The organism is Halolamina litorea (assembly GCF_026616205.1).
In the GTDB taxonomy this organism is placed as follows: Archaea; Halobacteriota; Halobacteria; order Halobacteriales; family Haloferacaceae; genus Halolamina; species Halolamina litorea.
This window is the reverse complement of record NZ_JANHGR010000002.1, coordinates 13,783-37,920: the sequence shown is the minus strand read 5'-3', so window position 1 is coordinate 37,920 and position 24,138 is coordinate 13,783. Positions and strand designations below refer to the sequence as shown.

Here is a 24,138-nt window from a genome sequence, read left to right as displayed (position 1 = left end):
CGGCTCACAGCCAGAGGTCCAGGTCGGTCTCCTCGTCGTACTCCCGTTCCAGCGACTCCTCGAACGTCCGCATGTACACCTCGCCGGCGAAGACGGTCGCGGCGTCGAGGTGGCCCGCCAGCGACTGCCCGCTCGGCCGCGAGAGCACGGCGTGCGTGTGGGCGAAGCGCTCGCCGTCGAGCAGCGAGACGTTGCCGACACAGGCCGCGACCTCGAGGGGTTCCTCGAACTCGACGGACTGGTACTCGCCCTCCTGCTGGTCGTAGAACCAGACGACGGCGTCCTGCACCGCCCCCATGGCGTTGAACCACGCGGCGTCGACCTCCTCCTCGACGGCCAGCGACTCGATCTCCTCGCGCCAGTCGGCGCCGGTCTCGAGTCGGGCGAGGAACTCACGGTCGAGCGAGAGTTCGCGGTAATCCATACGCCACTACAGCGGCGACGACGACAAAAACCTTCAGTACCGCCGCGGTTCGCCGACGCCACCGACGCCGACGGCGCCGCCGCTGCGAGGTCGAGAAACGGGAGAAGGACGGGACAGCCTGCCGGAATGCGTGTGGGGAACGGACGTGTGGGGGGACGTCCGGAACGGACGGACTGTGGAACCGTCCGGGGTGGGCGATCTGTGGGAACCGCCCGGGGGTACGTTGCTGGCCCGTCGATGCGTTCGCTGCATCGATACAACGCCTCCTTCCCGGGTAGGACTGTTCCCGGAATCTCCCGGTTCTTTAAGTACCCGCAGAAACCACCCGCGCCTCGGTGTTCGCTACGCCCACTCCGCGACGACCGGCGCGTCCGCCTCGGAGACCGAAATCCACGCCTCCTCTCGACCGAGATCCGCGATCACGAACTCGGTGTCGTCAAGCGAGCCCATCACGTCGCCACCCTCGTGAGCCGTGCCCGGTGCCATGGTATAGCCTCCCACGCCCATACCTATAAAGCCGTCGAAACTTTGGCTATTGTTCACACGATTGGGTAGGGGAGTACTACCCGGTTGTCGGTCCCCGCTATCGGCGCCGACGCAGCGGTGGGGGCGCCGTTCGGGGTTGCCAGCCCCGCGCACACCTTCGCAGAGTACAAGAGGGCCGCCGGAGAACACGGCCGCATGAAGGTAGCCGACGCCATGACGCCCGCGTCCGAGCTCGTAACCGTCTCGCTGCCGGGCTCCCGCGACGACGCCCTCGAGTACCTGCAGGAACGACAGTTCTCCTCGGTTCCCGTCGTCCGCGACGGCGAGGACGGCGAGCGCTACCGAGGGCTCGTCTCCCGTGACGACCTGATCGAGCACCCCGACGAGGACGACCTCGCGATGCTGCTCCGTGAGGTCCCGACGACGACGGCCGACGCGAGCCTCCACGACCTCGCCGAACTGATGCTCGAGACCGACGCCCGGCGCGTCCCGGTCGTCGACGACGGCGACGACGGCTCGCTCGCCGGCATCGTCACCATCACCGACGTGATCCGCGCGCTCGCCCGCGAGGAGGTCGGTACCGAGGCCGTCGTCGGCGACCTCTGTGCCTCGGCGATCAACACCACGTACACCGGTACGCCGCTACCGGTCGCCGAACGCGAGATCGGACTCGCCGAAGTGCCCTACACGGTCGTGCTCGACGACGACGCCGAGATGGCCGGCGTGCTCACTGAGCCCGACATCGTCGCCGTCGCACAGATCGTCGAGGGCGAGGAGGACGCCGGCATCTCGATGGCCGGCGACGACGAGGACTGGAAGTGGGAGCGCATCAAAGCCGTCGGCAGCCGCTACGTCCCGACGCGGAACGTCGAGTTCCCCGAGGAGCCGGTCTCGAACTACATGACGGCGGACGTGGTCACGGTCTCGAAGCGCAAGTCCGCCGTCGAGGCCGCTCAGCTGATGATCAGTAACGACATCGAGCAGATCCCGGTCGTCGGCGGCGGCGACCTCGTCGGCGTGCTCCGGGACGTCCATCTGCTGGAGGCGGTCTGATGAGCGACGACGACCGGGCGGACGTGGTCGAACTCGCCAAGCGACGCGGGTTCTTCTTCGCGGCCGCGGAGGCCTACGGCGGCGCTGCCGGCTTCTACACGTTCGGTCCCGAGGGCGCGGCGCTCAAGCGCAACGTCGAGGGCGCGTGGCGCGACCGCTTCGCGCTCAAGGAGGACAACGAGGAGATCGCGGCGCCGACGATCATGCCCGAGCCGGTGTTCGAGGCCTCGGGCCACCTCGACACGTTCGACGACATGCTCGTCGAGTGTGCCGAGTGCGGCGAGTCCCACCGGGCCGACCACCTCGTTGAGGGCGCCACGTCGCTGGAGGACGCCGAAGCGCTCGACCCCGAGGAGGTCGCCGACCTGATCGCCGAACACGACCTCGTCTGCCCGAACTGTGGTGCGGCCCTCGCCGGCCAGCCCGTCGAGGACTTCAACCTCATGTTCGAGACGAGCATCGGTCCCGGCTCGGGCCAGCCCGGCTACCTCCGGCCCGAGACCGCACAGGGCATCTTCGTGGAGTTCCCGCGGCTCAAGGAGTACGCCCGGGGGAAGCTCCCCTTCGGCGTCACCCAGATCGGCCCGGCCTACCGCAACGAGATCTCGCCCCGCCGGGGCCTCATCCGGGTGCGGGAGCTCACGCAGGCCGAACTGGAGCAGTTCATCGACCCCGAGGCGGACGAACCGCCGCTCGAACGGGTCGAGGACGTGGAACTGCGCCTCTACGCCGTCCCCGAACAGCAGGAGGAGGCCCCCGCGAGCGACGGCTACCGGACGGTCACCGTCGGCGAGGCCGTCGAGGAAGACCTGCTCTCCTCGCCGTGGATCGCCTACTACCTCGGCGTCGCTCAGGAGTGGTACGAGCGGATCGGCCTCGATACCGAGCAACTGCGCTTCCGCCAGCACCTGCCCGGCGAGCGCGCCCACTACGCATCCGACTGCTGGGACGCGGAGGCCAAGATCGAGAGCGCCGGCGGCGACTGGATCGAGATCGCCGGCATCTCCTCGCGTGGCGACTACGACCTCTCGAAACACGCGACGGGCAGCGGCGAGAGCTTCACCGTCTTCAAGCAGTACGACGAGCCAAAGTCGGTCCGGAAGCCGACCGTCGACCCCGACATGGCGACGCTCGGCCCCGAGTTCGGCGGCGCCGCCGCGGCGGTCGCCGACGCGCTCGCGGACCTCGCCGAGCGGGACCCCGACGCTTTCGAGGCGGACGAGGTCACCGTCACCGCCGACGGCGAGGAGTACACCGTCGACACCGACCTCGCGAACTTCGAGGTCGTCGAGGAGACGGAGGCCGGCGAGCACATCACGCCCCACGTGATCGAGCCGTCGTTCGGCGTCGACCGGACCGTCTACGCCCTGATCGACCACGGCCTGGAACGCGACGAGATGGGCGACGAGGCGCGGGACTTCCTCTCCTTTGCCCCCGAGATGGCGCCGACGGACGTGGCGGTGTTCCCGCTCGTGAGCAACCACGAGCCGTTGCTCGACACGGCCGACGACGTCGTCTCGACGCTCCGGGCCGCGGGCTTCGACGCCACCCGGGACGACTCCGGCTCGATCGGTCGGCGCTACCGCCGGCAGGACGAGGTCGGCACGCCGTTCTGTGTCACCGTCGACCGCGACGGGCTGGAGGACGACCCCACGTCGGTCACGCTCCGTGACCGGGATACGGGCGCACAGGCTCGTCTCCCCGTCGGCGACCTCGTGGGTCAACTCGAAGCGCTCCACGAGGGCGACACCGGCTTCGAAACCGTGCTGACCCAGTACGAGACCGTCGAACCGATCGAGAGCGAGTAATGACCGAACTCGGGCGCCGCGCGGTTCACGCTTCCGGGACGGGGATCCCGGCGCTGTACCTGCTCGGCGTGGTCGACTGGCCGGGGGTTCGCCTGCTGCTGGTCGGCCTCTCCGTCGCCGTCACGGCGCTCGAGTTCGTCCGCCTCGTTCTCGACTACGAGTGGCCGCTGTTCGACCAACTGGCCCGCGAGTACGAACGCGAGAACGTCGCTGGCTACGCGCTCTACGCCTACTCACAGGCGGTCGTGGCGCTGCTGTTTACCCCCGCCGTCGCGCTCCCGGGAATGGTGATGCTCACCATCGGCGACCCGGTTTCGGGCTATCTGGGCGACAACGACGCCGGGACGGCCAAGCAGGCGGGCGTCCTCGGCGTGATGTTCTTCGTCTGTTTCGCGCTCGCGGCGCCGTTCACCGTCGCCGTCGTCGGCCTCCCGGTCGGCGTCGCCGCCGCGGCCACCGGCGCTGCCGGGGCGACCCTCGCCGACGGCGTGAAACCGGTCGTCGCCGGCCGCGTCATCGACGACAACGCCTCCATCCCCATCGCGGCGGCGCTGGGGATCACCCTCGTGTTCGTCGCCGCCGGGGCGGGGATCGAGGCGGTGCTCTGGCTCTGAGTCGGCCACCACGCCCTTGAGCCTCCGCGAGTATCCCCGAACATGGAGATCGGACTGGTCGAGATACTGATCGCCGCGATCGTACTGCTCGTGGTGCTGGGAATCCTCTACGTCCTGCTTCAGAGCGAGGGCGAAGGGGAACTGCTCGAACTCGCCGTCGAACTGATCGACTGATCTCCAGTCGAAACGGAGGGGTATGCCAACGGCGCCCACGGGGAGTTTCCACGCGGGCTTTTTCCGTGCAGCCGCGTTCGCCCGTCCAGCCCCGAGCCTTTTAGGCCGATAGCCACCCAACACCGCTCGTGGCAGAGACGACGCGACGGTTCTTCCCGTACGACAGCCCCTACCCCAACCAGGGCGAGGCGATGACCCGCATCGCCGCCGCGCTCGACGACGGCGACGACGTGCTGTTCGAGGGCGCCCCGGGGACCGGCAAGACCCTCTCCTCGCTCGTCCCGGCGCTCGAACACGCCCGCGAGGAGGACCGCACCGTCGTCATCACGACGAACGTTCACCAGCAGATGCGCCAGTTCGTCGAGGAGGCACGCGCCATCAACGACGAGGAGCCGATCCGCGCGGTGGTGTTCAAAGGCAAGTCCTCGATGTGTCACATCGGGGTCGACTACCAGGAGTGTCAGACGCTGCGTGACACCACCCGCGAGTTGGTCGAGGACGAGGCCGAGAAGCGCGAACTCGAACAGCAACAGCGGGAACTGCTCGAGGCCAGCCGCGACGGCGACGCCGCCGCCGCCCAGCGCCGCGAGGCGATCATGGAGGAACTCGACGAGGTCGAGGAGCGCATCGAGGACGTGGAGGGCGCAAACGTCTGTGAGCACTACCGCAACAACCTGCTCGGCGACAACGACGAGTTCTACGAGTGGCTCTACGAGGGGGTCCGGACGCCAGAGGAGATCTACGCCTACGCCGAGGAACGCCACCTCTGTGGCTACGAACTGCTCAAGGAGGGGATGGAGGCCGTCGATCTGGTGGTCTGTAACTACCACCACCTGCTCGACCCGAACATCCGCGAGCAGTTCTTCCGGTGGCTCGACCGCGACCCCGAGCGCGTCGTCACCGTCTTCGACGAGGCCCACAACATCGAGTCAGCCGCGCGGGACCACGCCAGCCGGAGCCTGACCGAGAACAGCCTCGCGGGCGCGCTCGACGAACTCGAGGGCCGCGACGACTCCCGGGCCGACCCCGCCGAGAACGTGATCCGGGCGTTCCGGGACGCGCTGGTCGAGGCCTACGAGGACGGCTTCGCCTTCGGCGAACGCGAGCAGGTCGACGAGAACTGGCACGACATCGCCGTCGCCAACGACGACGCCAGAGACGACCTCACGCTCGCGTTCCTCCGGAACTACGAGGGACGCGGGATCGACACCGAGATCGAGTTGGCGGTCCAACTGGGCGAGGCCATCGACGAGGAGTACGAGGAGGCCTACAAGGAGGGCGAGGCGACCTCCCGGGCCGAGAGTTCGACGCTCGCGGCCGCCCGCTTCCTCGCGATCTGGATGGACGAGAACGCGGAGATGGGCCAGTACCCCGTCGTCTCGGTCCGGCGCGACGAGGCGACCGACGAGGTGTACGGCCGTGCCGAACTGTACACCTGTATCCCCCGGCGGGTGACCGAGGCGCTGTTCGACGAGGTGTACGCGAGCGTCCTCATGTCCGCGACGCTGCGGCCCTTCGACGTGGCTGCCGACGTGCTGGGCCTCGACGATCCGGTGACGATGGCGTACGGGCTCGCCTACCCCGAGGAGCGCCGACGGACCTACAGCGCGGGCACGCCGCCGCTGTTCGCCAGCGACCGCGGCGACCCGGAGGTACAGGAGGAGGTCTCGGCGCTCGTTTCGGACCTGATCGAGTTCACGCCCGGGAACACCCTCCTCTTTTTCCCCTCCTACGCCGAGGCCGAGCGCTACTACCAGCGCCTCGGCGGCACCGGCCACCCCGTGGGCGGTGCTGATCCGGGCGACTCGAGCCTGATGCTCGACGGCTCCGACGTGGAGACCGAGGGCCTGCGCGAACGGTTCGTCAGTAGCGAGAACGGCGCGCTGTTCACCTCCCTCTGGGGGACCCTCGCTGAGGGGGTGAGCTTCGACGGCGACGACGCCCGCACCGTCGCCGTCGTCGGCGTCCCCTACCCGCATATCGACGACCGGCTGGAGGCCGTACAGGACGCCTACGACCGGGCCTACGGCGACCGCGAGGAAGCAGGCTGGCGCTACGCCGTCGAGATCCCGACGATCCGCAAGACCCGGCAGGCGCTCGGCCGGGTGATCCGCTCGCCCGACGACTTCGGCGTCCGCGTCCTCGCGGACAAGCGCTACACCCGCGCGGACATGGGCCGGTACTCCGTCCGCGGGAGCTTCCCCGAGGAGGAGCGCGGCGAACTCATCGACATGAACCCCCAGAAGCTGAAGTTCGGGATGCTGAACTTCTACGGTGACCTCGACGCCTACGACGGCACTCCCCCCCGGCCCTGACTGCCGAAAGAGATATACTACCGCTACGGTATGTGTGTGACACAGTCGATAGCTTGGGCAGGGAGGTCGGCGGTCGGGCCGGGCACGTACCGGGGTTTTCCCCGGGGCCGGCCACCGATCCGTTCTCGGGCAGCCGGTGCCATACCTGTCAGCTCTGTTAGCCCCGGCTTTATGGCGTTACTCTGAGTAGCGAGTGACGCATGGCCACTCAACCCTCCGACCCCGACAGCGTTCGGGAAAACTGTGCGGACTGTGGCGGGGAGACGCTCCACGACGTTCGGGTCGAGATCCGAACCGAGAGCGATCAAGAGGAGAACTCGGAGTTCTCCCGAGAGCCCTACCGGGTTGCCGTCTGCAACTCCTGTGAGTCCGAGACGGCGACACGGATGAACAACGCGTAACTACCTGGCAACGTGGCCGTCGAACGGGCGTGGGGGCCCGACGACGAACGATGCCGGATCAGAAGTGACGGCGCCAATCGGCGCCGTGGACTACGCCCGCCAGCGTCGGCTGAACCGACCGGCCTCGACGGGCGCCTCTCTCGAAAACACGCGGAGCCGCGCCGCCGGCTTACTCGAACAGCCCGTCGGTCAGGAGTTCGTAGCCGTCCTCGGTGACGATCAGGCTGTGTTCGGCCTGCGAGACGAGGTTCCCGTCGTCCTCCTGCAACACGGGGTAGCCCGTGATGGCGCCGTCGGCCTTGAGTCGGCGCAGCGCCATCGCCGGCCGCGGGGTGTCGAGCCAGCGGGCGGCGAAGGGGAGTCCGTCGAACTCCGAGGTGATCTGGTCCATCGCCTGCCGAGCGGCGCGGTCACGCACCGAGCGCTCCTGCTGGAGTTCGAAGATCTGTTCGTGGCTCCCCTCGCCGACCTTCCCGCTGCCGTCGGTGGCGAACGGTTCGATGGCGACGACCTGTCCGGCTTCGAGTTCCACCGAGCGGTCGACCCCGCGGTTCGGGATAGACGGCCCCGTGTGGGCGTCGTAGTGGCCGAGTCCGTGGCCCGAGAGGTTCAGGATCGGCGAGTAGCCGTAGCCGTCGATCACGTCCTCGATGGCCTGCCCGACGACGCCGACCTCCGCGCCGGCTTCGACCTCGTCCAGCGCCGCGTCGAGTGCCTGCTCGGCGGCCTCGACCAGTTCGTCGCTCTCCGAGAAGTCGACCGTGATGGCCGCGTCGGCGATGTAGCCGTCGACGTGGACGCCGATGTCGAGACAGGCCATGTCGTCCTCGCCGAAGACCGTCTCGTCGTCGGCCTCCGGGGTCGCGTGGGAGGCCTCGTGGTCGATACTGATGTTGACCGGGAACGCCGGCTCGCCGCCCAGTTCGACGATGCGGGCCTCGGCGGTCTCGGCGACTTCGAGGTGTGTCGTCCCCGGCTCGACGAGCTCCTTGGCCTCGTTCATCACTTCGACGAGAATCTCGCCGGCTTCGTGGTGCTTCTCGACTGCCTCCTCGCTCAGATCGCCATAGGTCATGGCTGTTCGGTTGGCCTGTCGGCGGCAAAGAGGTTCCGACAGAGGGTCCGCGCACGGCGACGGGCAGCCGTGCCAGGACAGAGGGTCCGAGCACGGTGACGGGCAACCGTGCCGGGACAGCTGGCAGCCGCGCCGACCTGTTGTGTGAGGAGCGTCGTCGCCTACCGCGTTGCCGTACTCGTCTGCATCCCCTCGGAGTTGAACGCCGCGCCGGTCGCCTCCTCGCCGCAGACGATCACGCCCGCGGAGGAGCCGGTGATCTCGTCGAACTCGTCGATGGCCTCGTCGGCGGCGGTCTGGGCGTCGGCGCCGTCCTCCAGTTTGTCGACGGCGCGCTGGCTCAGCGTCACCTTCGCGATGTCCTCGCCGGCACCCGTCGCGGAGGCGCCGCCGGCCGGCGTGCAGTAGAACCCCGAGCCGACCTGTGGAACGTCACCCACGCGTCCCGCGAGCGCCCACGACCGCCCGCCCGTGGAGGTCGCGGCGGCGAACTCGCCGTCCTCGAAGGCGACGGCGCCGACGGTGTCGTGGCCGCCGAACCGCTCTTCGAGCCACTCGAGGTGGGCTTTCGGCCCCGCCGTCGGCGGGTCCTCGTCCTCGTACTCCTCGCGGCTCTCCGGGGTGAGTAGGTCGACGCCGGTCTCGACGCCGAACTCGGACGCGAGGTCGACGGCGTGCTCGCCGCTGACGAAGATGTGGGGGGTCTCCTCCATCACGACCCGTGCGGCCGATACCGCGTCGCGGACGCCGTCCATGCTGGCGACGGCGCCGGTCTCGCGGTCGGAGGTCATCACGCCGGCGTCGGTCCGGACCGCACCGTCGGACTGGACCGCGCCGCCGTAGCCGGCGTTGAAGCGGTCGTCGGCTTCGAGGACGTTCACCGCCGCCTCGACGGCGTCGACCGGGTCGGACTCGGCCGCGCCCGCTTCCGCGGCCTCGTCGAGCACTGCCTGTCGGGGTTCGGGTTCGTCGGGCTTCCCGCCGGCGCCGCCGTGGACGATGATGCGCATGGCTGCCTGCGCGTCGGGCGCACGCATCAATCCACGGGAAGCGGTCGGGGACGCCGGGAGGCCGGTCGCGCGCCGGCGGTGGAGACCCCCCGTCGCCACACCACCGCAGCGCAGAACGGCAGGCCTATGGGCTGCCTCTGAGACATCTTCCCTGCTATGAGCTACGATCAGATCGAGCCCCCCGAGTCGGGGTCCAAGATCACCCTCGCTGACGAGGAGACCGGCGAACTCTCCGTCCCGGACGACCCGATCATTCCGATCATCCACGGCGACGGCATCGGCGTCGACGTGGGTCCGGTCGCACAGGACGTACTCGAGGCCGCCGCCGAGGCGACCGGCCGCGAGATCAACTGGATGCGCGTCTACGCCGGCGAGTCCGCCCGCGAGCGCTACGACGAGAACCTCCCCGAGGAGACCGTCGAGGCCATCCGCGAACACCGCGTCGCGATCAAGGGGCCGCTGACGACGCCGGTCGGCTCCGGCTTCCGCTCGCTGAACGTCGCGCTGCGCCAGACGCTCGACCTCTACGCGAACGTCCGCCCGACGTACTACCTCGACGGCGTCCCCTCGCCGGTCAAGAACCCCGAGGAGATGGACATGGTCACGTTCCGGGAGAACACCGAGGACGTGTACGCCGGCATCGAGTGGGAGGCCGGCACCGACGAGGTCGAACAGGTCCGCGAGTTCGTCGAGGAAGACATGGGGTTCGATGACGTCATGCACGAGGGCCCGATCGGGATCGGCGTCAAGCCCATCACCGAGAAGGGGAGCAAGCGCCTCGTGCGTGAGGCCATCGACTACGCCATCGAGAACGACCGCGACTCGGTGACGCTGGTCCACAAGGGCAACATCATGAAGTTCACCGAGGCGCAGTTCCGTGACTGGGGCTACGAGGTCGCCGAGGAGGAGTACGGCGAGAACGTCATCACCGAGGACACGCTCTGGGAGGAGCAGGACGGCGAGCAGCCGGAGGGGACCGTGGTCGTCAACGACCGCATCGCCGACAACATGCTCCAGCAGTTGCTCACCCGGACCGACGAGTACTCCGTCATCGCGACGATGAACCTCAACGGCGACTACATGTCCGACGCCGCGGGCGCACAGATCGGCGGGCTCGGGATCGCTCCCGGCGCCAACTTCGGCCACGGCCGCGTGCTCGCGGAGCCGGTCCACGGCTCGGCGCCGAAGTACGCGGGCCAGGACAAGGTCAACCCCACCGCCCTGATCCTCTCGGGGGCCCTGATGTTCGGCTACCTCGGCTGGGACGACGCCGACCAGCTCGTGCGCGATGCCGTCGAGGAGACCATCTCCTCGGGCAACGTGACCTACGACCTCGAACGACAGATCGAGGGCGGCACGAAGCTCGCCACCAGCGAGTACGGCGAGAAGGTCATCGAGAACATCCGCGACCTCGCCTAGTCGAGGTCACGACCTCTGACGGCGGCGCCCGTCAGAACATCCGGAAGCCGGCCTCGGCCGGCTTCTCCCGCTCCCACGGCTTCGCCGTGGGAACACTCTCGAACCCGCATACGCGAACTACCGAGCCCGGTTTTTCAGACGACGACGTTCGCGACCCAGTAGCCGCCGTAGCCCGCCAGCAGCAGCGCCCCCGCCGGCCGATCGACCTTTCCGCGGGCGAACAGCGCGACGACGCCGGCGAGCAGGCCGAGCAGGAACGGCCAGTGGACGGTCATCACGCTCCCGCCCACGTCCAGCGGCGCCAGCAGGGCGACGACGCCCGCGTTGGCGGTGACGAAAAAGGCCATGCTGCCGACGACGTTGCCGACGCCGAGATGGGGGCGACCCTGCCGAACCGGCTCGACGGTGAGGAACAGTTCCTCCAGCGACGCGATGAAGCTCATCGCCGTCGCGCCGAAGGCCAGCCCCGAGAGCCCGACAGCGCCGAGGAGGTCCCGCGCACCGCGCACAGCCAACTCGGAGCCGACGGTCATCCCGACGACCGCGAGCAGCGGGACCGCGAGCGCACGGAGGCCCCGGTCGGACCCCGACCCCTCGTGCTCGCCGTCCTCCCGCTCGTTTTCCTCCTCCAGCGCTTCCTCGACGGCCTCGGCGGCGAGGAACTGCACGTCGGTCCGGGTTTCCAGCCAGTAGACGGCGACGACGAACGGGACGAACAGCCCGACGAGGACGGCCCCGTCGAACCGAGAGAGCGTCCCGTCGAGCGAGAGCAGCAGCATCGGCGCCGGCGAAACGACCATCAGCAGGATGTACACCCGCGGCACGCGGATCTCGAAGGGGGCAACGAGACCCGCGAGCCCGACGGCGGCACCGAGGACGAACAGCGCCTCGCCGAAGACGGTCCCCAGCGCGACCCCCGGGAGGTCGCCGGTCATCGCCGCGACCCCGAGCACGGCGTTCTCCAGGTCGACGCCGGCGAGCAGGACCGTGAGGAAGAACGTGGAGACGCCCAGCCCCAGCGCGGCCTCGGCGACGGTTTCGACGAACGTCTCGACGCTCTCGATCACTAGGGCGATCCCGACGAGGAACAGGACCGCCGCGACAAGCAGCGGAGGGACCGCGACCATCCAGCGGGGTTACTCCGCCCAGTCGGGGTTCGTCCGCGGCGGCGCGAACACGTCGATCCCCTCGACGACCTCGTCGCCGCGGTTCTCGGCGGCGTGGACCTCATCGCCCAGCAGCGTGTAGGACTCGCCGGCGGCGACGGTGACCTCCTCGCCGTCGTCGAGGACGAACGTGAGTTCGCCCTGCGTGATCAGGCCGGCCTGTTCGTGGTGGTGGCTGTGGGAGGGGACCGCCGCACCGGGTTCGATGCGGAAGTGCTGGACGCTGGTCTCCTCGCCGCTGGTGCCGACGGTCAGGTGCACGTCGTCGACGGCCTCGACGAAGTCGTCGTCGTTGGGTTCGTAGTGATCCATACGGTGGTGTGACAGTCGTGGCCGTATAGTTCCTCAGTTCGCGGCCATGTTGCGTGGGAAGACGGGGACTCGGCTACGTGGCCTTCTCGACCCCCGACGACTCGACCGGCAGCAGCGACAGCATCTCGACGCATGACCACTGGAACCGCCGGGTTCCGGGCACGGGGCCCGGAACAGCCCCGAATCCCCACTCCTCCCCCCGCGCTCGCCGACGCTGGCGAGCGCGAGCGTCCACCGCGACCGCCCCACTGTGCGGTCCCAGTAGCCATGCTCCCTCCGCGGCGACGTTCGCGGTCGCTGTGCCGTCACACCGAACCCCGCTAAAACGAAACCCGACCGAGAACCGACTTACTCCAGCAGCTCCTGGGGCGGGGACTGCCAGTCGCTCCCGCTGTCTTCCGGCTCGTACCCCAGCAGGTCCTTGGTGTGTTCCAGGTCGAACCAGCTTCGAGGGTTGTCGCTCGTGGCGAAGAAGATGCCGAACTCGGTGTCCTCGTCGGTCAGGCAGAGGTCGACCAACTGCGCCCAGTCCCGCAGGGAGAGCCACGTCCCCTTGAGGCGCTTGACCTGCTCGGTGTAGGCCTCGCTGCCGCGCTCCCAGTCGCCGTTCTCGACGCCCTTCTCGGCGTCGCCGTAGGGGTTGTCGTAGAGGCCGCCGCGGACGCTGGCGATCCGGGCCGCGTAGAAGCGCTTGGGGTACTCCCGGGTCTCGACGTAGAACCGACCCATGTCCTCACCGTAGGCTTTCGAGACGCCGTAGTAGGAGTCGGGACGCTCGTCGTCGTCGACGGTGACGTTGGTGTCGTCGTCCAGGTCGTACACGTCGGGCTTGCCCTCCTCCTCCCACATCCCGGCGGCGTGAATTGAGGACGCAAAGAGGACTCGCTCGACCTCGGCGTCGTCGGCGGCTTCGAGGACGTTCCGGGTGCCCGCGAGGTTGCTCTGCTGGACCGACTCCCACGACGCCTCGGTGGTGGGGTTGGCCGCGAGGTGGACCACCGCGTCGACGCCGTCGAACGCCGGGCGGATGGCCTCGTAGTCGGCCACGTCGCCGACGTGGTCCACGTCCGGGGCGTCCTCGCGGTCGAGGTAGACGAACTCGTACTCCGAGTCCTCGGTGTCGAGGTGCTCCTTGATTCCCGAGGCGACGCGACCTTCCGAGCCGGTGACCAGCACGCGCATACTCGGGAGTCGGTGGAGCCGGGGATAAGCCCGCGGATGCGGCGGCGCTGACCCACTCCCGCCGGCGCCGCCGACGCGACGGCGACCCGACGATCCGACGCCGCCCTTGCCGCGCCGAGCGGAGGATTCATGGCCGAAAGCGCACCACGTCGAAGCATGTACGCGGTCGTCGGCTGCACCGAGTGTGGCACCTACTGGCTGCTCACGGACCCGCGGGAGAGCGACTCCGCCACCTGTCCGAAGTGCGGCCGCCGCCACCAGACGAAGAAGCTCAAGCGCTTCTACGAGACCGAGGACCGCGAGGCCGCCCGGCAGACACGCGCGGCCCTCCTGGCGAAGAAACACGGCGACAGCGAAGCGTTCGCCGACGTGGCCCACGTCTCCGAACTGGAGGCGAAGGTCGAGGAGAGCGGCCTGTCCGAGACGGAGTACCTCGAAGCGTCGGGCATCGACGCCGACGAGGTGCAGGCGGCGGGCGACACCAGCCGCTCGTCGTCCAGAAGCCGCGACGAGAAGGTCCGCGACGCGGTCCGGGAGGGCGGCACCGAGGCCGAAATCCTCTCGCGGGCCGTCGACGACGGGGTCCCGCGCGGCGCCGCCGAAAAGCTTCTCGAGAAACTGCGACGGCAGGGGGAAGTGATCCAGTCGGGCGGGGAACTGCGGCTGGTCTGAAGCCGGCGCGTCGGCTCTTAGCGACCCAGTTCGGCGTGCGCGCTGGACAGATTGCGCGAGGCGAGTGCCGACAGCAGCGAGAGTTCGCCCGCGAGCGCACCGGTGGCCACACACTCCGCGAGCGCGTCGGCGTTCGAACCCGCGGGGTCGCCGCCGCCGCGGATGCCCAGCACGTCCAGCCCCTCGGCCTGCGTCGGGAGCTTCGTCCCGCCGCCGACGGTGCCGACCTCGATCGAGGCCAGCGAGACTGCGGCGTAGAGGCCGTCCTCCCGCGCCTCGACGGAGACGATGCCGTTGCTCCCCTCGACGACCTGCGCGGCGTCCTGCCCGGTGGCGAGATACATCGCGGCGACGACGTTGGCGACCTGTGCGTTGAACCCCAGACTGCCGGCCTTCGCGCTGCCGATCAGGTTCTTCCGCGTGTTGACCTCGGCAATGGCCTCGGGGGTGGTCTTGAGCGTCTCCTCGACGAACTCCCGTGGGAGCGTCGCCTCGGCAGTGACGCTGCGCCCGCGCCCCTCGACGGCGTTGATGGCGGCGGGCTTCTTGTCCGTACACATGTTCCCCGAGAGCGCGACCAGCGAGGCGTCGGTCTCTTCTTCGACCACGTCGCAGGCCTCGCCGGTGGCGATGGTGACCATGTTCATCCCCATCGCGTCGGCGGTGTCGTAGCGGAACCGCAGGAAGACGTTGTCGCCGACGACGTAGGGGGTCACGTCGAGCAGTTTCCCGTGCATGGTCGTCGACTCGGCGGCCTCGCGCAGCAGGTCCGTGTTGTCACGGGTCCACTCGGCGAGCGCTTGGGACTCGGCGATCCCGCTCGTCCGGAAGACCGGCGCGCGGGTCATCCCCTTTTTTGTCACCCGAGCGGTCGCGCCCCCGGAGGCGTCGATGACGGAGAGCCCGCGGTTGACGGAGGCCAGCAGCGCGCCCTCGGTGGTCGCCAGCGGGAGGTACGTCTCGCCGGAGAAGGCGCCGCCGTCGATGCTGACGGGGCCGGCGACGCCCATCGGGATCTGGGCCGCGCCGATCATGTTCTCGATGTTGCTTCCCGCGGCCTGCTCGGCCGGGAAGGCGTACTCGCCGGTCGTGTCGAGGTCGGCGCCGGAGTGGTTCGTCACGACCAGCCGCCGGGCCGCGGCGGCGGTGTCGGCGTCGGCGTGCTCTTCGAGTTCGTACAGCCGCAGGTCGCCGCTCTCGACCCGCTCTGCGAGCGATTCGGCGGCGTCGGCGTCGACGCGGTCAGTCATGAGTCTCCGGTTCCGACGGCGCGGGCAAACCGTTACCGGTCCCGGCCGGTGCCCGGCGCGGCCCGGTGCCGTCGCGGACACCTCGTAGCCAGCGGCCGCTTCCCGAACGGTTTTGCCCGATCCGGCCGCTCCTTCGGTAATGACCGAGGCCGCCGATACCGTCTTCCTCGACGGCGAGATCCACACCCTGACCGATCCCGACGAGACCCACGAGGCCGTCGCCGTCCGGGACGGCGAGATCGTCCGACTGGGCGAGAGCTACGACGTGGAGTTCCTCGTCGGGACCGAGACCGACGTGGTCGACCTCGACGGCCGCGTCCTCCTGCCGGGGTTCATCGACGCCCACACGCACCTCACCAACGTCGGGAAGTACCTCGTCCACGCCGACCTCTCGGCGGCCGACGACCTCGACGAGGCCGTCTCGCTGCTGCGCGAGCGCGAACAGGAGACCGCCGACCCCGACGACTCCGAGTGGGTGCTCGGCTACGGCTACGACGAGAGCACGTGGCCCGAGGACCGCTACCTCGACCGCGAGGACTTAGACGCGGTCTCGGAGGAGCGGCCCGTCGTCGCGCTCCGGGAGGACCTCCACGTTGCCTCCGTCAACAGCGTCGTCATCGAGCGCTACGTCGAGGAGATGGCCGCGGAGAACGTCCACACTGAGGGGAACGAACCGACCGGCGTGCTCGTCGAGGACGCCGTCAACGTCGTCCGCGAGGTCGTCGCGCCCAGCGCCGAGGAGACGGGGCGCCTCGTCGCCGCCGCGCAGGCCCGCGCGAACGAACTCGGGGTCACCGGCGTCCACGACATGGTTCGGGGCTCGAAGGCGCCGGAGGTCTACCGCGACATGGACCTCGCCGAGGAGCTCTCCCTGCGCGTGCGGATCAACTACTGGTCGGACCACCTCGACGCACTGATCGAGACCGGCCTGCGGACGAACCACGGCTCGGGGATGGTCCGGACGGGCGCGATCAAGTCCTTCACCGACGGCAGTTTCGGCGGCCGCACGGCGAAGCTCTCGGAGCCGTACCACGACGACACCGACGAGTACGGGAGTTGGGTCGTCGATCCCGAGGAACTGAACGAGATCGTGCAGAAGGCCGACGACGCGGGGTTCCAGATGACCGTCCACGCCATCGGCGACGAGGCCATCGACGAGACGCTGGACGCCTTCGAGCAGACGGAGGACCCGGGCGGGATGCGCCACCGCGTCGAACACGTCGAACTCGCCTCCGAGGAAGCCATCGAGCGCTTCGGCGAGCTGGGCGTCGTCGCCTCGGTCCAGCCGAACTTCCTCAAGTGGGCGAAAGAGGGCGGGCTCTACGAGTCCCGACTCGGCGCGCGCCGGGCGGAGACGAACCGCTACGCGCTCCTCGCCGGCGCCGGCGCGCCCGTCGCCTTTGGCTCGGACTGCATGCCGCTGGACCCGCTGCTCGGGATCCACCACGCCGTGAACACCGATGTCGACGCCCAGCGGCTCGCCGTCACCGAGGCGCTGCGGGCCTACACACTCGGCGCGGCCTACGCCGGCTTCGACGAGGGGCGGCTGGGGACCGTCGAGACGGGCAAGCTCGCGGACTTCACGGTGCTCGAAGACTCGCCGTGGGAGAACGAGGGGGAGATCGAGGACATCGACGTGGCGATGACCGTCGTCGACGGCGAGGTCGTCTACGACGGGCGCTAACGCTCGAAGGCGGGCTCCCGCTTCGACTCCGCCGGGCGGGACGACTGCGCACCGCTGTCGAGTAGCCGATCCATCCGTGCTTCGAACTCCTCGTCGCTGATCTCTCCCTCCGCGTAGCGCTGCTGCAGCGTCTCGATCGGGTCGGCGTCAGCTTCGCGTTCGGGCGTCGACGGTTGCCACGTGGGGTTCGCTTCGTCGGGGGCGGCCTCGGCTTGGTTCACGACACCGTAGCCGAGGGTGACCGCCAGCGCCGCCGCTCCCACGGTCACGAGCACCGCGATAATCGCGGCGGCGGGCGACCCGGCCATCGCGGTTCCGAACGCGCCGAGCACGGCGACGGCCGACAGGAGGGCTGCGAGAACTGCACGGGTTCGTACGCTTGCGGGGGCGATGCGGTGGACCAGTTCGTACACGTCCCCGGGCTCGGCCGGTCGTCAAAAATGTCTTTTGACCTACCTCAGCTGTCAGGACCGCCGCGCCGCGGCGAGCGTCGTCGCGGTGCCGCCCAGTAGCAGCACGAACCAGTACGTACAGAGCCGGACACAGAACGCGATCACCACGGCTGCGGCGCCGTTGACGCCGCCGACGGCGACGAACAGCCCGGCCATCGCCGCCTCGACGCCGCCGACGCCGCCCGGGACCGGGATGAAGTTCAGCAGGTCACTCACGGGCACGGCGACGAGCGCGACCGTCAGCGGGACCGGCACACCCAGCGCGATTCCGGTCGTGACCGCGGGCAGGGAGAACAGCACCCAGCTGACCAGCACCCACGCGAACGCGAGCACCACCCGCGCGGGGTCGTCGCGGATCAGCCGCCGGGCGTCGTCGAACTCCGCGAGCGTGTTGTCTATCGTTTCGGGGTCAGCCCGGCTGGCGACCCGCTCGGAGAACCGACCGAGCGTGCGCCGCAACGCCGTCCCGATGCCGTGAGCGATCGGGTCGAGGTCGACGCCCGCGATCAGGGCGATCAGCAGCCCCAGCCAGAGGGCCGACACCGCCGCGAGGACGCCCGCGACCGGCAACAGCGCGCGATGGCCGCCGGCGAGGAGGAGGAGCGACCCGGCGAGCGCGACCGTCGTCGAGCCGAGGAACGTCGCGGCCTGCGTGATGACGGTCGCGGGAAGCCCCCGCTCGGTGGAGATGCCAGTCACTGTCTCCATCGAGTAGGCGATCAACACCGGGCCGGCGAGGTTCCCCACCGGGAGGAGCTGTTGGCCGTAGAACCCGCGGAGGTACGCCAGCGCGGCGGCGAACCGCGGCCGCACGTCGAGCAGCGCCGAGAGCGCGAGGTACCGACAGCCCATGGCCGCCGCGGCGGCGAGGAAGCCGAGCGAGAACGGCAGCGGGTCGAGCGACGCCACGGTGGCGACGAGGCGCTCGTAGCCGACGATCCAGCCGAACAGCGCCAGCGCCAGCAGCGCGGCGAGCACCCCGAGGACGATGGACCGGCGGCGCGTGCGACTCACGCCCCGTGGCTCGGTGGGGGAGCCGCGTAAAGCGTTCGGGGAAAGACACATGCGCTGTCCGACCTATCACCCGACCATGCTCCTCCAGATCCCCGGCGGGGTGGAACTGCTCGTCATCATGCTCGTACTGGCCCTGCTCGTGGGCGTTCCGGTCGTGATCGCGGGGCTGTTCCTGATCGTCCGGTACGCCGGCAACGGCGACGACAGCGACGAAGTGGCCGAACTCAAAGGCCGAATCGAGGAACTCGAAGCGAAGGTCGCCGCCGGCAGCGACGCGGCCCACAACGAGGTGACCGTCGAAGACGAGCGTGTCGGTGAGGGCGGCGGCGACGACGGGCGATGATCCTGCAAATGCCCCTCCCCGGCGGGCCTGAAGTGGTGATCATCCTCCTGATCCTGTTGCAGGGGCTCGCCGTCCTCGCCGTCCCGGCCATCGTCGGGATCCTCGTCTACCGCTGGTGGCGCGACGACGACGCTGCCGACGCCGCCGAAGTCGCCGAACTGCGGGAACGGGTGGCGGCGTTGGAGCGGCAGGTCGCCGAGGGCGGCGACGACCCCTGACCGAAACGGCAGCCTTCTTGCCCCATCAGCGCGCGCTCCCGGTATGTCCTTCTTCGACGACCTCGCCGCCCGCATCGACGCCGCCGACAGCGTCGTCTCGGTGGGGCTGGACGCCGACCCGGACCGACTGCCCGCGTTCCTCGACGACCACGACATGCCGCGCTGGGCGTTCAACCGCCGGATCATCGACGCCACCCACGAACACGCCGCCTGCTACAAACCCAACGCCGCGTTCTACGAGGACGCCGACGGCTGGCGTTCGCTGCGCGAGACGGTCGCCTACGCCCACGGGAAGGGTGTCCCCGTCCTGCTCGACGCGAAACGGGGCGACATCGGCAACACCGCGCGCCAGTACGCCGAGGTGCTCGACGAGGTCGACGCGATCACGGTCAACCCCTACATGGGCGGGGACTCCCTCCAGCCGTTCCTCTCGGAGGCCGACGCGGGGGTGTTCGTCCTCTGTCGCACCTCAAACCCCGGCGGCGCCGACCTGCAGGACCTCGAACTGGCCTCGGGCGAACCCCTCTACGAGCGGGTCGCCGCGCTCGCGGACACGTGGAACGAACACGGCAACGTCGGCCTCGTCGTCGGCGCCACCGCGCCCGACGAACTGGCGACGATCCGCGAGACGGTGCCCGATATCCCGTTCCTCGTCCCGGGCGTCGGCGCACAGGGTGGCGACGCCGAGGCGGCGGTGGAGTACGGCCTCGCCGAGCGAGAGGGTGCGAGCGTCGACGTCGGCCTCGTCAACTCCTCGCGCGGGATCATCTTCGCCGGCGAGGACGTGGGACGGAACACGGTCTCGGGCGCCGCGGGGGGCCGGGACCCCGACGAGGAGGCGTACTTCGCGGCGGCAGGCGACGCCGCCGCACGGCTCAAGAAGCGGCTGAACAAGCACCGCTGAGGCCGATCACGATCCCTGCCGGCGAGGGGCTCATTCGGACCGCGTACCGCGCGAGTGAAGGGGGTCCATCCCGACGCCGAAACTGGCGACGCCGAGGCGTTCCAACGAGTGGCCGAGGCCACGGGCGACTGCAGAACTGAGTCAGACGAACTCCGCGCCGCTCCCGGTCCAGGTCCGGTAGGCGCGGGCGTTCTCGCCGTTTCGCTCGAACGCCTCGACCATCGCCGCGGCGACGGCGCGGCGGCGGTGGCGCGGACAGACGGCGAGCACGCTCGGCCCCGAACCGCTGACGGTGACGCCGTAGGCGCCGGCCTCGGTCGCGGCCGCGGCGGCGTCGTCGTAGCCGGTGATGAGCGCCGCGCGGTTGGGCGTAACCACCTCGTCGGCCATTCCCCTCCCGACCAGCTCCGGATCCGACCGGCACATCCCCGTTGTGAGCGTCGCGGCGTTGCCGACCGTGGTCACCATCTCCTCGATGGTGACGTTCGTGGGGACGACCTCGCGGGCGTCGCGGGTCGAGATGGGCTCCTCGGGGAGGCAGGCCACGAGCGGGACGTTGGTGTCGACCGAGTGGACGCCGTCGCCGGTGGCGATAGTGAACCCTCCGAGGAGTGCGGGGGCGACGTTGTCGGCGTGGGCGGCGCCGGAGACGACCGCCTCGCCCTCGGCGGCGATCGGGACCAGTTCCTCGCGGGAGTAGCCGCGGTCGTAGAGGTCGTTGAGCGCGAGGGCGGCGCCGGCCGCGGAGGCCGCCGAGGAGCCGAGCCCCGAGGCGGGTCTGACCCCCTTGTCGATCCGGATGTGTGCGGGGGCGTCGAGCGCCTCGGCGACGGCACCGACGGTGTTCTTCTTCGGGTTCTCGGGGATGAACTGCGCGCCCGCCCCGGTGACTTCGATGGTGGTGCGCTCGGCACGCTCGACGGAGACGATGTCGGCCGGGCGTGAGAGCGCGACCCCGAACGTATCGAAGCCGCTACCGAGGTTCGCGCTGGTCGCCGGCGCCCGGACTGTTCGCATGAGGTTTCGTACCGTGGTTCGCGCGAAAAAGGTGGCGCTGTTAGTCGTCGGACGTGGCGAAGACCATCGGCGCGATCACGAGCAGTCCCAGTCCGAGGAACAGGTAGAGCCGAGAGTTGATCGCCTGCGGCGTCATGAGGAAGATCAGCCCGAACGCACCGAAATGCAGGCTGAGGACCTTCTTCGACCCGAGGCCGAGTAGGCCGAGCGTTCCCAGGGCGAACACGAGCAACAGCACCTGCCCGATCTCGTAGTTGAGCAGGAAACTGTCGATGACCTGGATCGGGAGCATTCCTTACGACCTCTGCGTCCGAACGGCGCTTTAAAGTTCTGTTCTCGGTCCGAGGTTCAGGCGTCCGGGCCGACGAACGACACCCCCCGGAGCCAGTAGCGCCAGACCAGCACGAGCGCGAGGGCGTATCCACCGGCGAAGACGACGACGCCGACGCGGTCGAGGCCGAGCGTGCCCAGCCACCACCGGGCCACTCCCGGCAGCACCACCCCGGCCAGCAGGAGCGCGAGGAGTCCCACGCGCCCCGATCGGTCGTCGTCGGCCATGCCCCAACTACGGCCACGGCGGGGCAAAAGCCCCCCGGCCACCCTCGCGCGCGCCGGGAGCCTGCGGAGGCGTCGTGAGGGTCGGGTATGGGTTTCTTTGGCGCTCCTCCCGTAGCGATCGGTAATGTGGACGTTCGACTCGGACACCGACCCCGGCTACTGGGTGGCGGTCGAGTCGCCGACCAACGTGACGCTGCGGGACGTGACGAGCACCGTCAACGGCCCGGTCGCCGTCGGCGACACCGGGGTGGCGGTCGGCCGCGGCAGGGAGCGCTGGGGCGTGATCCTCGAGAACGGCCCGGGGGCACGCTCACAGACGCTCCACGCCGTCGACGCGAGCGACGACGGCGAGCGGCTCTGGTTCGCGGGCGCCGGCGGCGCCTTCGGCTACTACGACCTGCGGACCGAGGAGCGGCGGGACCACTCGGTGCCGCGGGGGAACGCCAACGTGTTCTACTCGCTCACGGTGTTCGGTGACCGGGGCGAGGAGAAGTTCCTCGTCGGCGACGGCTCGGGGAACGTCCTCCCCGGCCGGGTCAGGGAGGACACCGGCGAGGTCGACTGGGACTGGTCGACGTCGCCGAACAAGGGCAACGCCGTCGAGGCGCTCACCCACGACGAGGAGGGGTACGGCTACGCGGTCGACGTGAGTTCGAACGTACACACGACGACCGCCAACGAGGGCTGGGACCGCACCGGCGTCGACGACGCGCAAGGGAGCTTCTACGACTGTGCGTTCGGCGGCGGCCGACTGCTGGTCGGCGGCGGCAACGGCCGGGTGTTCGAGGGGACGGGCGTGACCGACCGGGACGGCGAGGCCGTCTGGACGCCCTCCGAGCTCGGCGGGTTCGCCGTCTACGGCATCGACGCCGGTAACGGCGGCCAACTGGCCTGCGGCGAGGGCGGCCACGTCTACCTCCGGACCGCCGACGGCGAGTGGGAGGCGGGCCACTACGACGGGACCGAGACGTTCCGCGCGGGACTCGTCGCCGAGCAGATGGTCCTCGTCGGCGCCAACGGCCTGATCGTCGAACGCCGCGCGCCCGAGGAGACCCCCGAGTCGGTCAAGGCGCAGTACGGCGACGCCGAGGCGGACGCTGCCGAGGACGACACTGCCACGCCGTCGGTCGACTGGGAGCGCCACGACGCCCCGGGAAGCGAGTCCAGGGACGGCGGATACGGGGAGAACGAAGCCGCGGGCGGCGACAGCACGACGGCGGACGGCTCGGACGGCTGGACGGCCGAGCGCACGACCTCCGCGGACGGCGACAGCTTCGACGGCCGTGGCGAGAACTTCGACGGTGACGGCACCCCGCCGGGGGCTCCCGCGACAGGGGGCGGCGACTCGGACAACGACACGGCGGACGAACCGGACGAACCCGACGAGGAAGACACCGACGCGGCGGATCCGCCGGACGAGGACGACGACGACGCGGACCCGCCGGACGCCGACACCGACTCCGACGCGGACTCGCCGGACCGTGACTGACGCGCCGGCCCGCCCGCTCCCTCCCGCGGCCGCTCCGGCCTTCGACCGGCTACTCCCGACCGACCCGCGGTGTCGTCCGGTCGGTGACCGGGATCGGCTCCGCTGGCGGCTCCTTTTCGGCGGCCGTGTGGTCGCGCTCGACGACGATCCCGTTCCCGCTGACGATCACGTCAACCGGGCCGAGCGCGAGGTCGGTGAGTCGCGCATCCACCCGTGCGGGGACGGCCTCCCAGCGGTTCGCGGCGACGCGCTCGAACGTCCTGCCGTCGGCGCCCAGCGCGGTCATTCGCTCCCGGGCGTCGGTGGCGTACACGTCGACCGCCCGAAGGCCGGCGTCGCCGACCTCGATCGGCGTCCAACTGTGGTACGAGGAGCCGTATCGGTAGAGGTGGCCGTCGCTCGCGGCGACGTACACCTGCTCGCCCGGGCCGGCGTAGAGGTCGCCGACCGCCGCGTCGGCGTCGACGACGCCGATGTCGTCCCAGCCCGTTTCGGGCGAGGTCTTGTACGCGGTCCCCTCGGTGTCGACGGCGAAGCCGACACCCTCCGGCGTCGAGGCCAGCGCGGCGACGGTTCCGCCCCCCGCTGCCACCCGATCGGGGCTCCCCCACTCGGGGGTGGTACCGTCGACGACGAACGGGAGCACTCGCCCGTCGCGGTCGGCGGCGAGCACCTTTTCACGGCCGCGCGGCCCGGCGACGGCGACGCCGCCCCACGAGTCCGCGAGCTCCGCGGGGTAGCCGTAGTCGTAGCGGCGGCCGGCGCGCACGTCGTAACAGGCCATCGAGCCGTCGGCGCCGGCGATCCAGAGTCGCCCGCCGTCGTCGGTCACGTCGATCGCACGGAGCTGTCGTCCCTCCGTCGCGGGGCCGTCGTCGAACAGGGGCTGCCACCCCTTGCCGCGGTCGGCGGCGAGCGTTCCCGACCCGCCGACGGCGTGTGGGCCGGCGACGGTGTGGACGACCGCGTGGAGGTCGCAGTCGAGTCGGGTGTCGCGGACACGCCAGTCAGCGTCGGCGTCGCCGATCTGCCACATGTCCCTCGCCACACGGGCGACGGCAATAAGTCCCCACCGGGGCCGCCACACCGGCGCGGATC

27 protein-coding genes are annotated in these 24,138 nt (G+C 70.0%); 13 read left to right on the top strand and 14 right to left on the bottom strand.

The annotated features are described in order from the left end of the window. Positions 1 to 4: 4 nt before the first annotated feature. Positions 5 to 424, bottom strand: coding sequence for a PPC domain-containing DNA-binding protein (locus NO998_RS11095; RefSeq protein ID WP_267647258.1), 420 nt, complete (start codon positions 422 to 424; stop codon positions 5 to 7). Between the two features lie 342 nt (positions 425 to 766). Continuing rightward, positions 767 to 910, bottom strand: coding sequence for a DUF7556 family protein (locus tag NO998_RS11090; protein ID WP_267647257.1), 144 nt, complete (start codon positions 908 to 910; stop codon positions 767 to 769). A gap of 195 nt (positions 911 to 1,105) precedes the next feature. Here NO998_RS11090 and NO998_RS11085 point away from each other — a divergent pair, with 195 nt between their 5' ends. From NO998_RS11085 to NO998_RS11060, 6 genes are all read left to right on the top strand, one after another. Beyond that, positions 1,106 to 1,963: a CBS domain-containing protein gene (locus tag NO998_RS11085; protein ID WP_267647255.1), complete on the top strand. Its 858-nt coding sequence runs from the start codon at positions 1,106 to 1,108 to the stop codon at positions 1,961 to 1,963. Further along, a complete protein-coding gene (gene glyS / locus NO998_RS11080; protein ID WP_379821861.1) occupies positions 1,960 to 3,771 on the top strand; it encodes a glycine--tRNA ligase in 1,812 nt (603 codons plus the stop codon). The genes NO998_RS11085 and glyS overlap by 4 nt, the downstream gene beginning before the upstream one ends. Continuing rightward, positions 3,771 to 4,385 (top strand): dolichol kinase, encoded by a 615-nt coding sequence (locus NO998_RS11075; RefSeq protein WP_267647253.1) that lies wholly within the window; start codon positions 3,771 to 3,773, stop codon positions 4,383 to 4,385. The genes glyS and NO998_RS11075 overlap by 1 nt, the downstream gene beginning before the upstream one ends. A gap of 42 nt (positions 4,386 to 4,427) precedes the next feature. After that, positions 4,428 to 4,559, top strand: coding sequence for a hypothetical protein (locus tag NO998_RS11070; protein WP_267647252.1), 132 nt, complete (start codon positions 4,428 to 4,430; stop codon positions 4,557 to 4,559). A gap of 128 nt (positions 4,560 to 4,687) precedes the next feature. Next, complete coding sequence (locus tag NO998_RS11065; protein ID WP_267647251.1) at positions 4,688 to 6,874, top strand: ATP-dependent DNA helicase; 2,187 nt, start codon at positions 4,688 to 4,690, stop codon at positions 6,872 to 6,874. 200 nt (positions 6,875 to 7,074) lie between these two features. Beyond that, complete coding sequence (locus tag NO998_RS11060; protein ID WP_267647250.1) at positions 7,075 to 7,275, top strand: DUF7835 family putative zinc beta-ribbon protein; 201 nt, start codon at positions 7,075 to 7,077, stop codon at positions 7,273 to 7,275. A 169-nt stretch (positions 7,276 to 7,444) separates the two neighbouring features. On the opposite strand, the gene map is transcribed toward NO998_RS11060, so the two are convergent. Both map and NO998_RS11050 read right to left on the bottom strand, forming a co-directional pair. Further along, the gene (map, locus tag NO998_RS11055; RefSeq protein ID WP_267647249.1) at positions 7,445 to 8,350 is read right to left on the bottom strand and encodes a type II methionyl aminopeptidase; all 906 of its coding nucleotides are present in this window, start codon (positions 8,348 to 8,350) and stop codon (positions 7,445 to 7,447) included. A 161-nt stretch (positions 8,351 to 8,511) separates the two neighbouring features. Beyond that, positions 8,512 to 9,360 carry an isoaspartyl peptidase/L-asparaginase gene (locus tag NO998_RS11050; RefSeq protein WP_267647957.1) on the bottom strand — a complete coding sequence of 283 codons (849 nt, stop codon included), beginning with the start codon at positions 9,358 to 9,360 and terminating at the stop codon, positions 8,512 to 8,514. A 156-nt stretch (positions 9,361 to 9,516) separates the two neighbouring features. Here NO998_RS11050 and icd point away from each other — a divergent pair, with 156 nt between their 5' ends. Beyond that, the gene (gene icd / locus NO998_RS11045; protein ID WP_267647248.1) at positions 9,517 to 10,779 is read left to right on the top strand and encodes an isocitrate dehydrogenase (NADP(+)); all 1,263 of its coding nucleotides are present in this window, start codon (positions 9,517 to 9,519) and stop codon (positions 10,777 to 10,779) included. Between the two features lie 134 nt (positions 10,780 to 10,913). On the opposite strand, the gene NO998_RS11040 is transcribed toward icd, so the two are convergent. From NO998_RS11040 to NO998_RS11030, 3 genes are all read right to left on the bottom strand, one after another. Beyond that, positions 10,914 to 11,906 carry a sodium:calcium antiporter gene (locus tag NO998_RS11040; RefSeq protein WP_267647247.1) on the bottom strand — a complete coding sequence of 331 codons (993 nt, stop codon included), beginning with the start codon at positions 11,904 to 11,906 and terminating at the stop codon, positions 10,914 to 10,916. A gap of 9 nt (positions 11,907 to 11,915) precedes the next feature. Continuing rightward, positions 11,916 to 12,257, bottom strand: coding sequence for a cupin domain-containing protein (locus tag NO998_RS11035; RefSeq protein ID WP_267647246.1), 342 nt, complete (start codon positions 12,255 to 12,257; stop codon positions 11,916 to 11,918). A gap of 348 nt (positions 12,258 to 12,605) precedes the next feature. After that, complete coding sequence (locus tag NO998_RS11030; RefSeq protein WP_267647245.1) at positions 12,606 to 13,439, bottom strand: NAD-dependent epimerase/dehydratase family protein; 834 nt, start codon at positions 13,437 to 13,439, stop codon at positions 12,606 to 12,608. A 156-nt stretch (positions 13,440 to 13,595) separates the two neighbouring features. Here NO998_RS11030 and NO998_RS11025 point away from each other — a divergent pair, with 156 nt between their 5' ends. Continuing rightward, complete coding sequence (locus NO998_RS11025) at positions 13,596 to 14,111, top strand: DUF5817 domain-containing protein (protein ID WP_267647244.1); 516 nt, start codon at positions 13,596 to 13,598, stop codon at positions 14,109 to 14,111. Positions 14,112 to 14,128: 17 nt separating this feature from the next. On the opposite strand, the gene hmgA is transcribed toward NO998_RS11025, so the two are convergent. Beyond that, positions 14,129 to 15,361, bottom strand: coding sequence for a hydroxymethylglutaryl-CoA reductase (NADPH) (gene hmgA, locus NO998_RS11020; protein WP_267647243.1), 1,233 nt, complete (start codon positions 15,359 to 15,361; stop codon positions 14,129 to 14,131). A 139-nt stretch (positions 15,362 to 15,500) separates the two neighbouring features. On the opposite strand from hmgA, the gene NO998_RS11015 reads away from it, so the two are divergent. Beyond that, positions 15,501 to 17,045, top strand: coding sequence for an amidohydrolase (locus NO998_RS11015; protein WP_267647242.1), 1,545 nt, complete (start codon positions 15,501 to 15,503; stop codon positions 17,043 to 17,045). Here NO998_RS11015 and NO998_RS11010 read toward each other — a convergent pair. Beyond that, the gene (locus NO998_RS11010; RefSeq protein WP_267647240.1) at positions 17,042 to 17,458 is read right to left on the bottom strand and encodes an SHOCT domain-containing protein; all 417 of its coding nucleotides are present in this window, start codon (positions 17,456 to 17,458) and stop codon (positions 17,042 to 17,044) included. The two genes, NO998_RS11015 and NO998_RS11010, sit on opposite strands and share 4 nt — an antisense overlap. Before the next feature lie 51 nt (positions 17,459 to 17,509). Then, entirely contained in the window at positions 17,510 to 18,511 is a 1,002-nt protein-coding gene (locus tag NO998_RS11005) for a lysylphosphatidylglycerol synthase transmembrane domain-containing protein (RefSeq protein ID WP_267647239.1), read from the bottom strand. A 76-nt stretch (positions 18,512 to 18,587) separates the two neighbouring features. On the opposite strand from NO998_RS11005, the gene NO998_RS11000 reads away from it, so the two are divergent. The 3 genes from NO998_RS11000 to pyrF are packed head-to-tail and all read left to right on the top strand — an operon-like array spanning position 18,588 to position 19,976. Continuing rightward, entirely contained in the window at positions 18,588 to 18,854 is a 267-nt protein-coding gene (locus NO998_RS11000; RefSeq protein WP_267647238.1) for a preprotein translocase subunit TatA, read from the top strand. Continuing rightward, a complete protein-coding gene (locus NO998_RS10995) occupies positions 18,851 to 19,072 on the top strand; it encodes a hypothetical protein (protein WP_267647236.1) in 222 nt (73 codons plus the stop codon). The genes NO998_RS11000 and NO998_RS10995 overlap by 4 nt, the downstream gene beginning before the upstream one ends. A 43-nt stretch (positions 19,073 to 19,115) precedes the next feature. Next, positions 19,116 to 19,976, top strand: a complete 861-nt coding sequence (pyrF, locus tag NO998_RS10990; protein WP_267647235.1) for an orotidine-5'-phosphate decarboxylase — start codon at positions 19,116 to 19,118, stop codon at positions 19,974 to 19,976. Between the two features lie 141 nt (positions 19,977 to 20,117). Here pyrF and NO998_RS10985 read toward each other — a convergent pair whose 3' ends face one another. The 3 genes from NO998_RS10985 to NO998_RS10975 are packed head-to-tail and all read right to left on the bottom strand — an operon-like array spanning position 20,118 to position 21,551. Then, positions 20,118 to 20,993 carry a homoserine kinase gene (locus tag NO998_RS10985; protein ID WP_267647233.1) on the bottom strand — a complete coding sequence of 292 codons (876 nt, stop codon included), beginning with the start codon at positions 20,991 to 20,993 and terminating at the stop codon, positions 20,118 to 20,120. Between the two features lie 40 nt (positions 20,994 to 21,033). Further along, positions 21,034 to 21,285, bottom strand: a complete 252-nt coding sequence (locus tag NO998_RS10980) for a DUF8006 family protein (protein ID WP_267647231.1) — start codon at positions 21,283 to 21,285, stop codon at positions 21,034 to 21,036. 56 nt (positions 21,286 to 21,341) lie between these two features. After that, positions 21,342 to 21,551 (bottom strand): DUF7996 family protein, encoded by a 210-nt coding sequence (locus tag NO998_RS10975; protein ID WP_267647230.1) that lies wholly within the window; start codon positions 21,549 to 21,551, stop codon positions 21,342 to 21,344. Positions 21,552 to 21,675: 124 nt separating this feature from the next. Between NO998_RS10975 and NO998_RS10970 the strand changes: the two genes are divergently transcribed. After that, positions 21,676 to 23,040, top strand: coding sequence for a hypothetical protein (locus NO998_RS10970; protein ID WP_267647229.1), 1,365 nt, complete (start codon positions 21,676 to 21,678; stop codon positions 23,038 to 23,040). Positions 23,041 to 23,089: 49 nt separating this feature from the next. Here the strand turns inward: NO998_RS10970 and NO998_RS10965 are convergent, their stop codons facing one another. Beyond that, the gene (locus NO998_RS10965) at positions 23,090 to 24,076 is read right to left on the bottom strand and encodes a hypothetical protein (RefSeq protein WP_267647226.1); all 987 of its coding nucleotides are present in this window, start codon (positions 24,074 to 24,076) and stop codon (positions 23,090 to 23,092) included. Between the last annotated feature and the right edge of the window lie 62 nt (positions 24,077 to 24,138).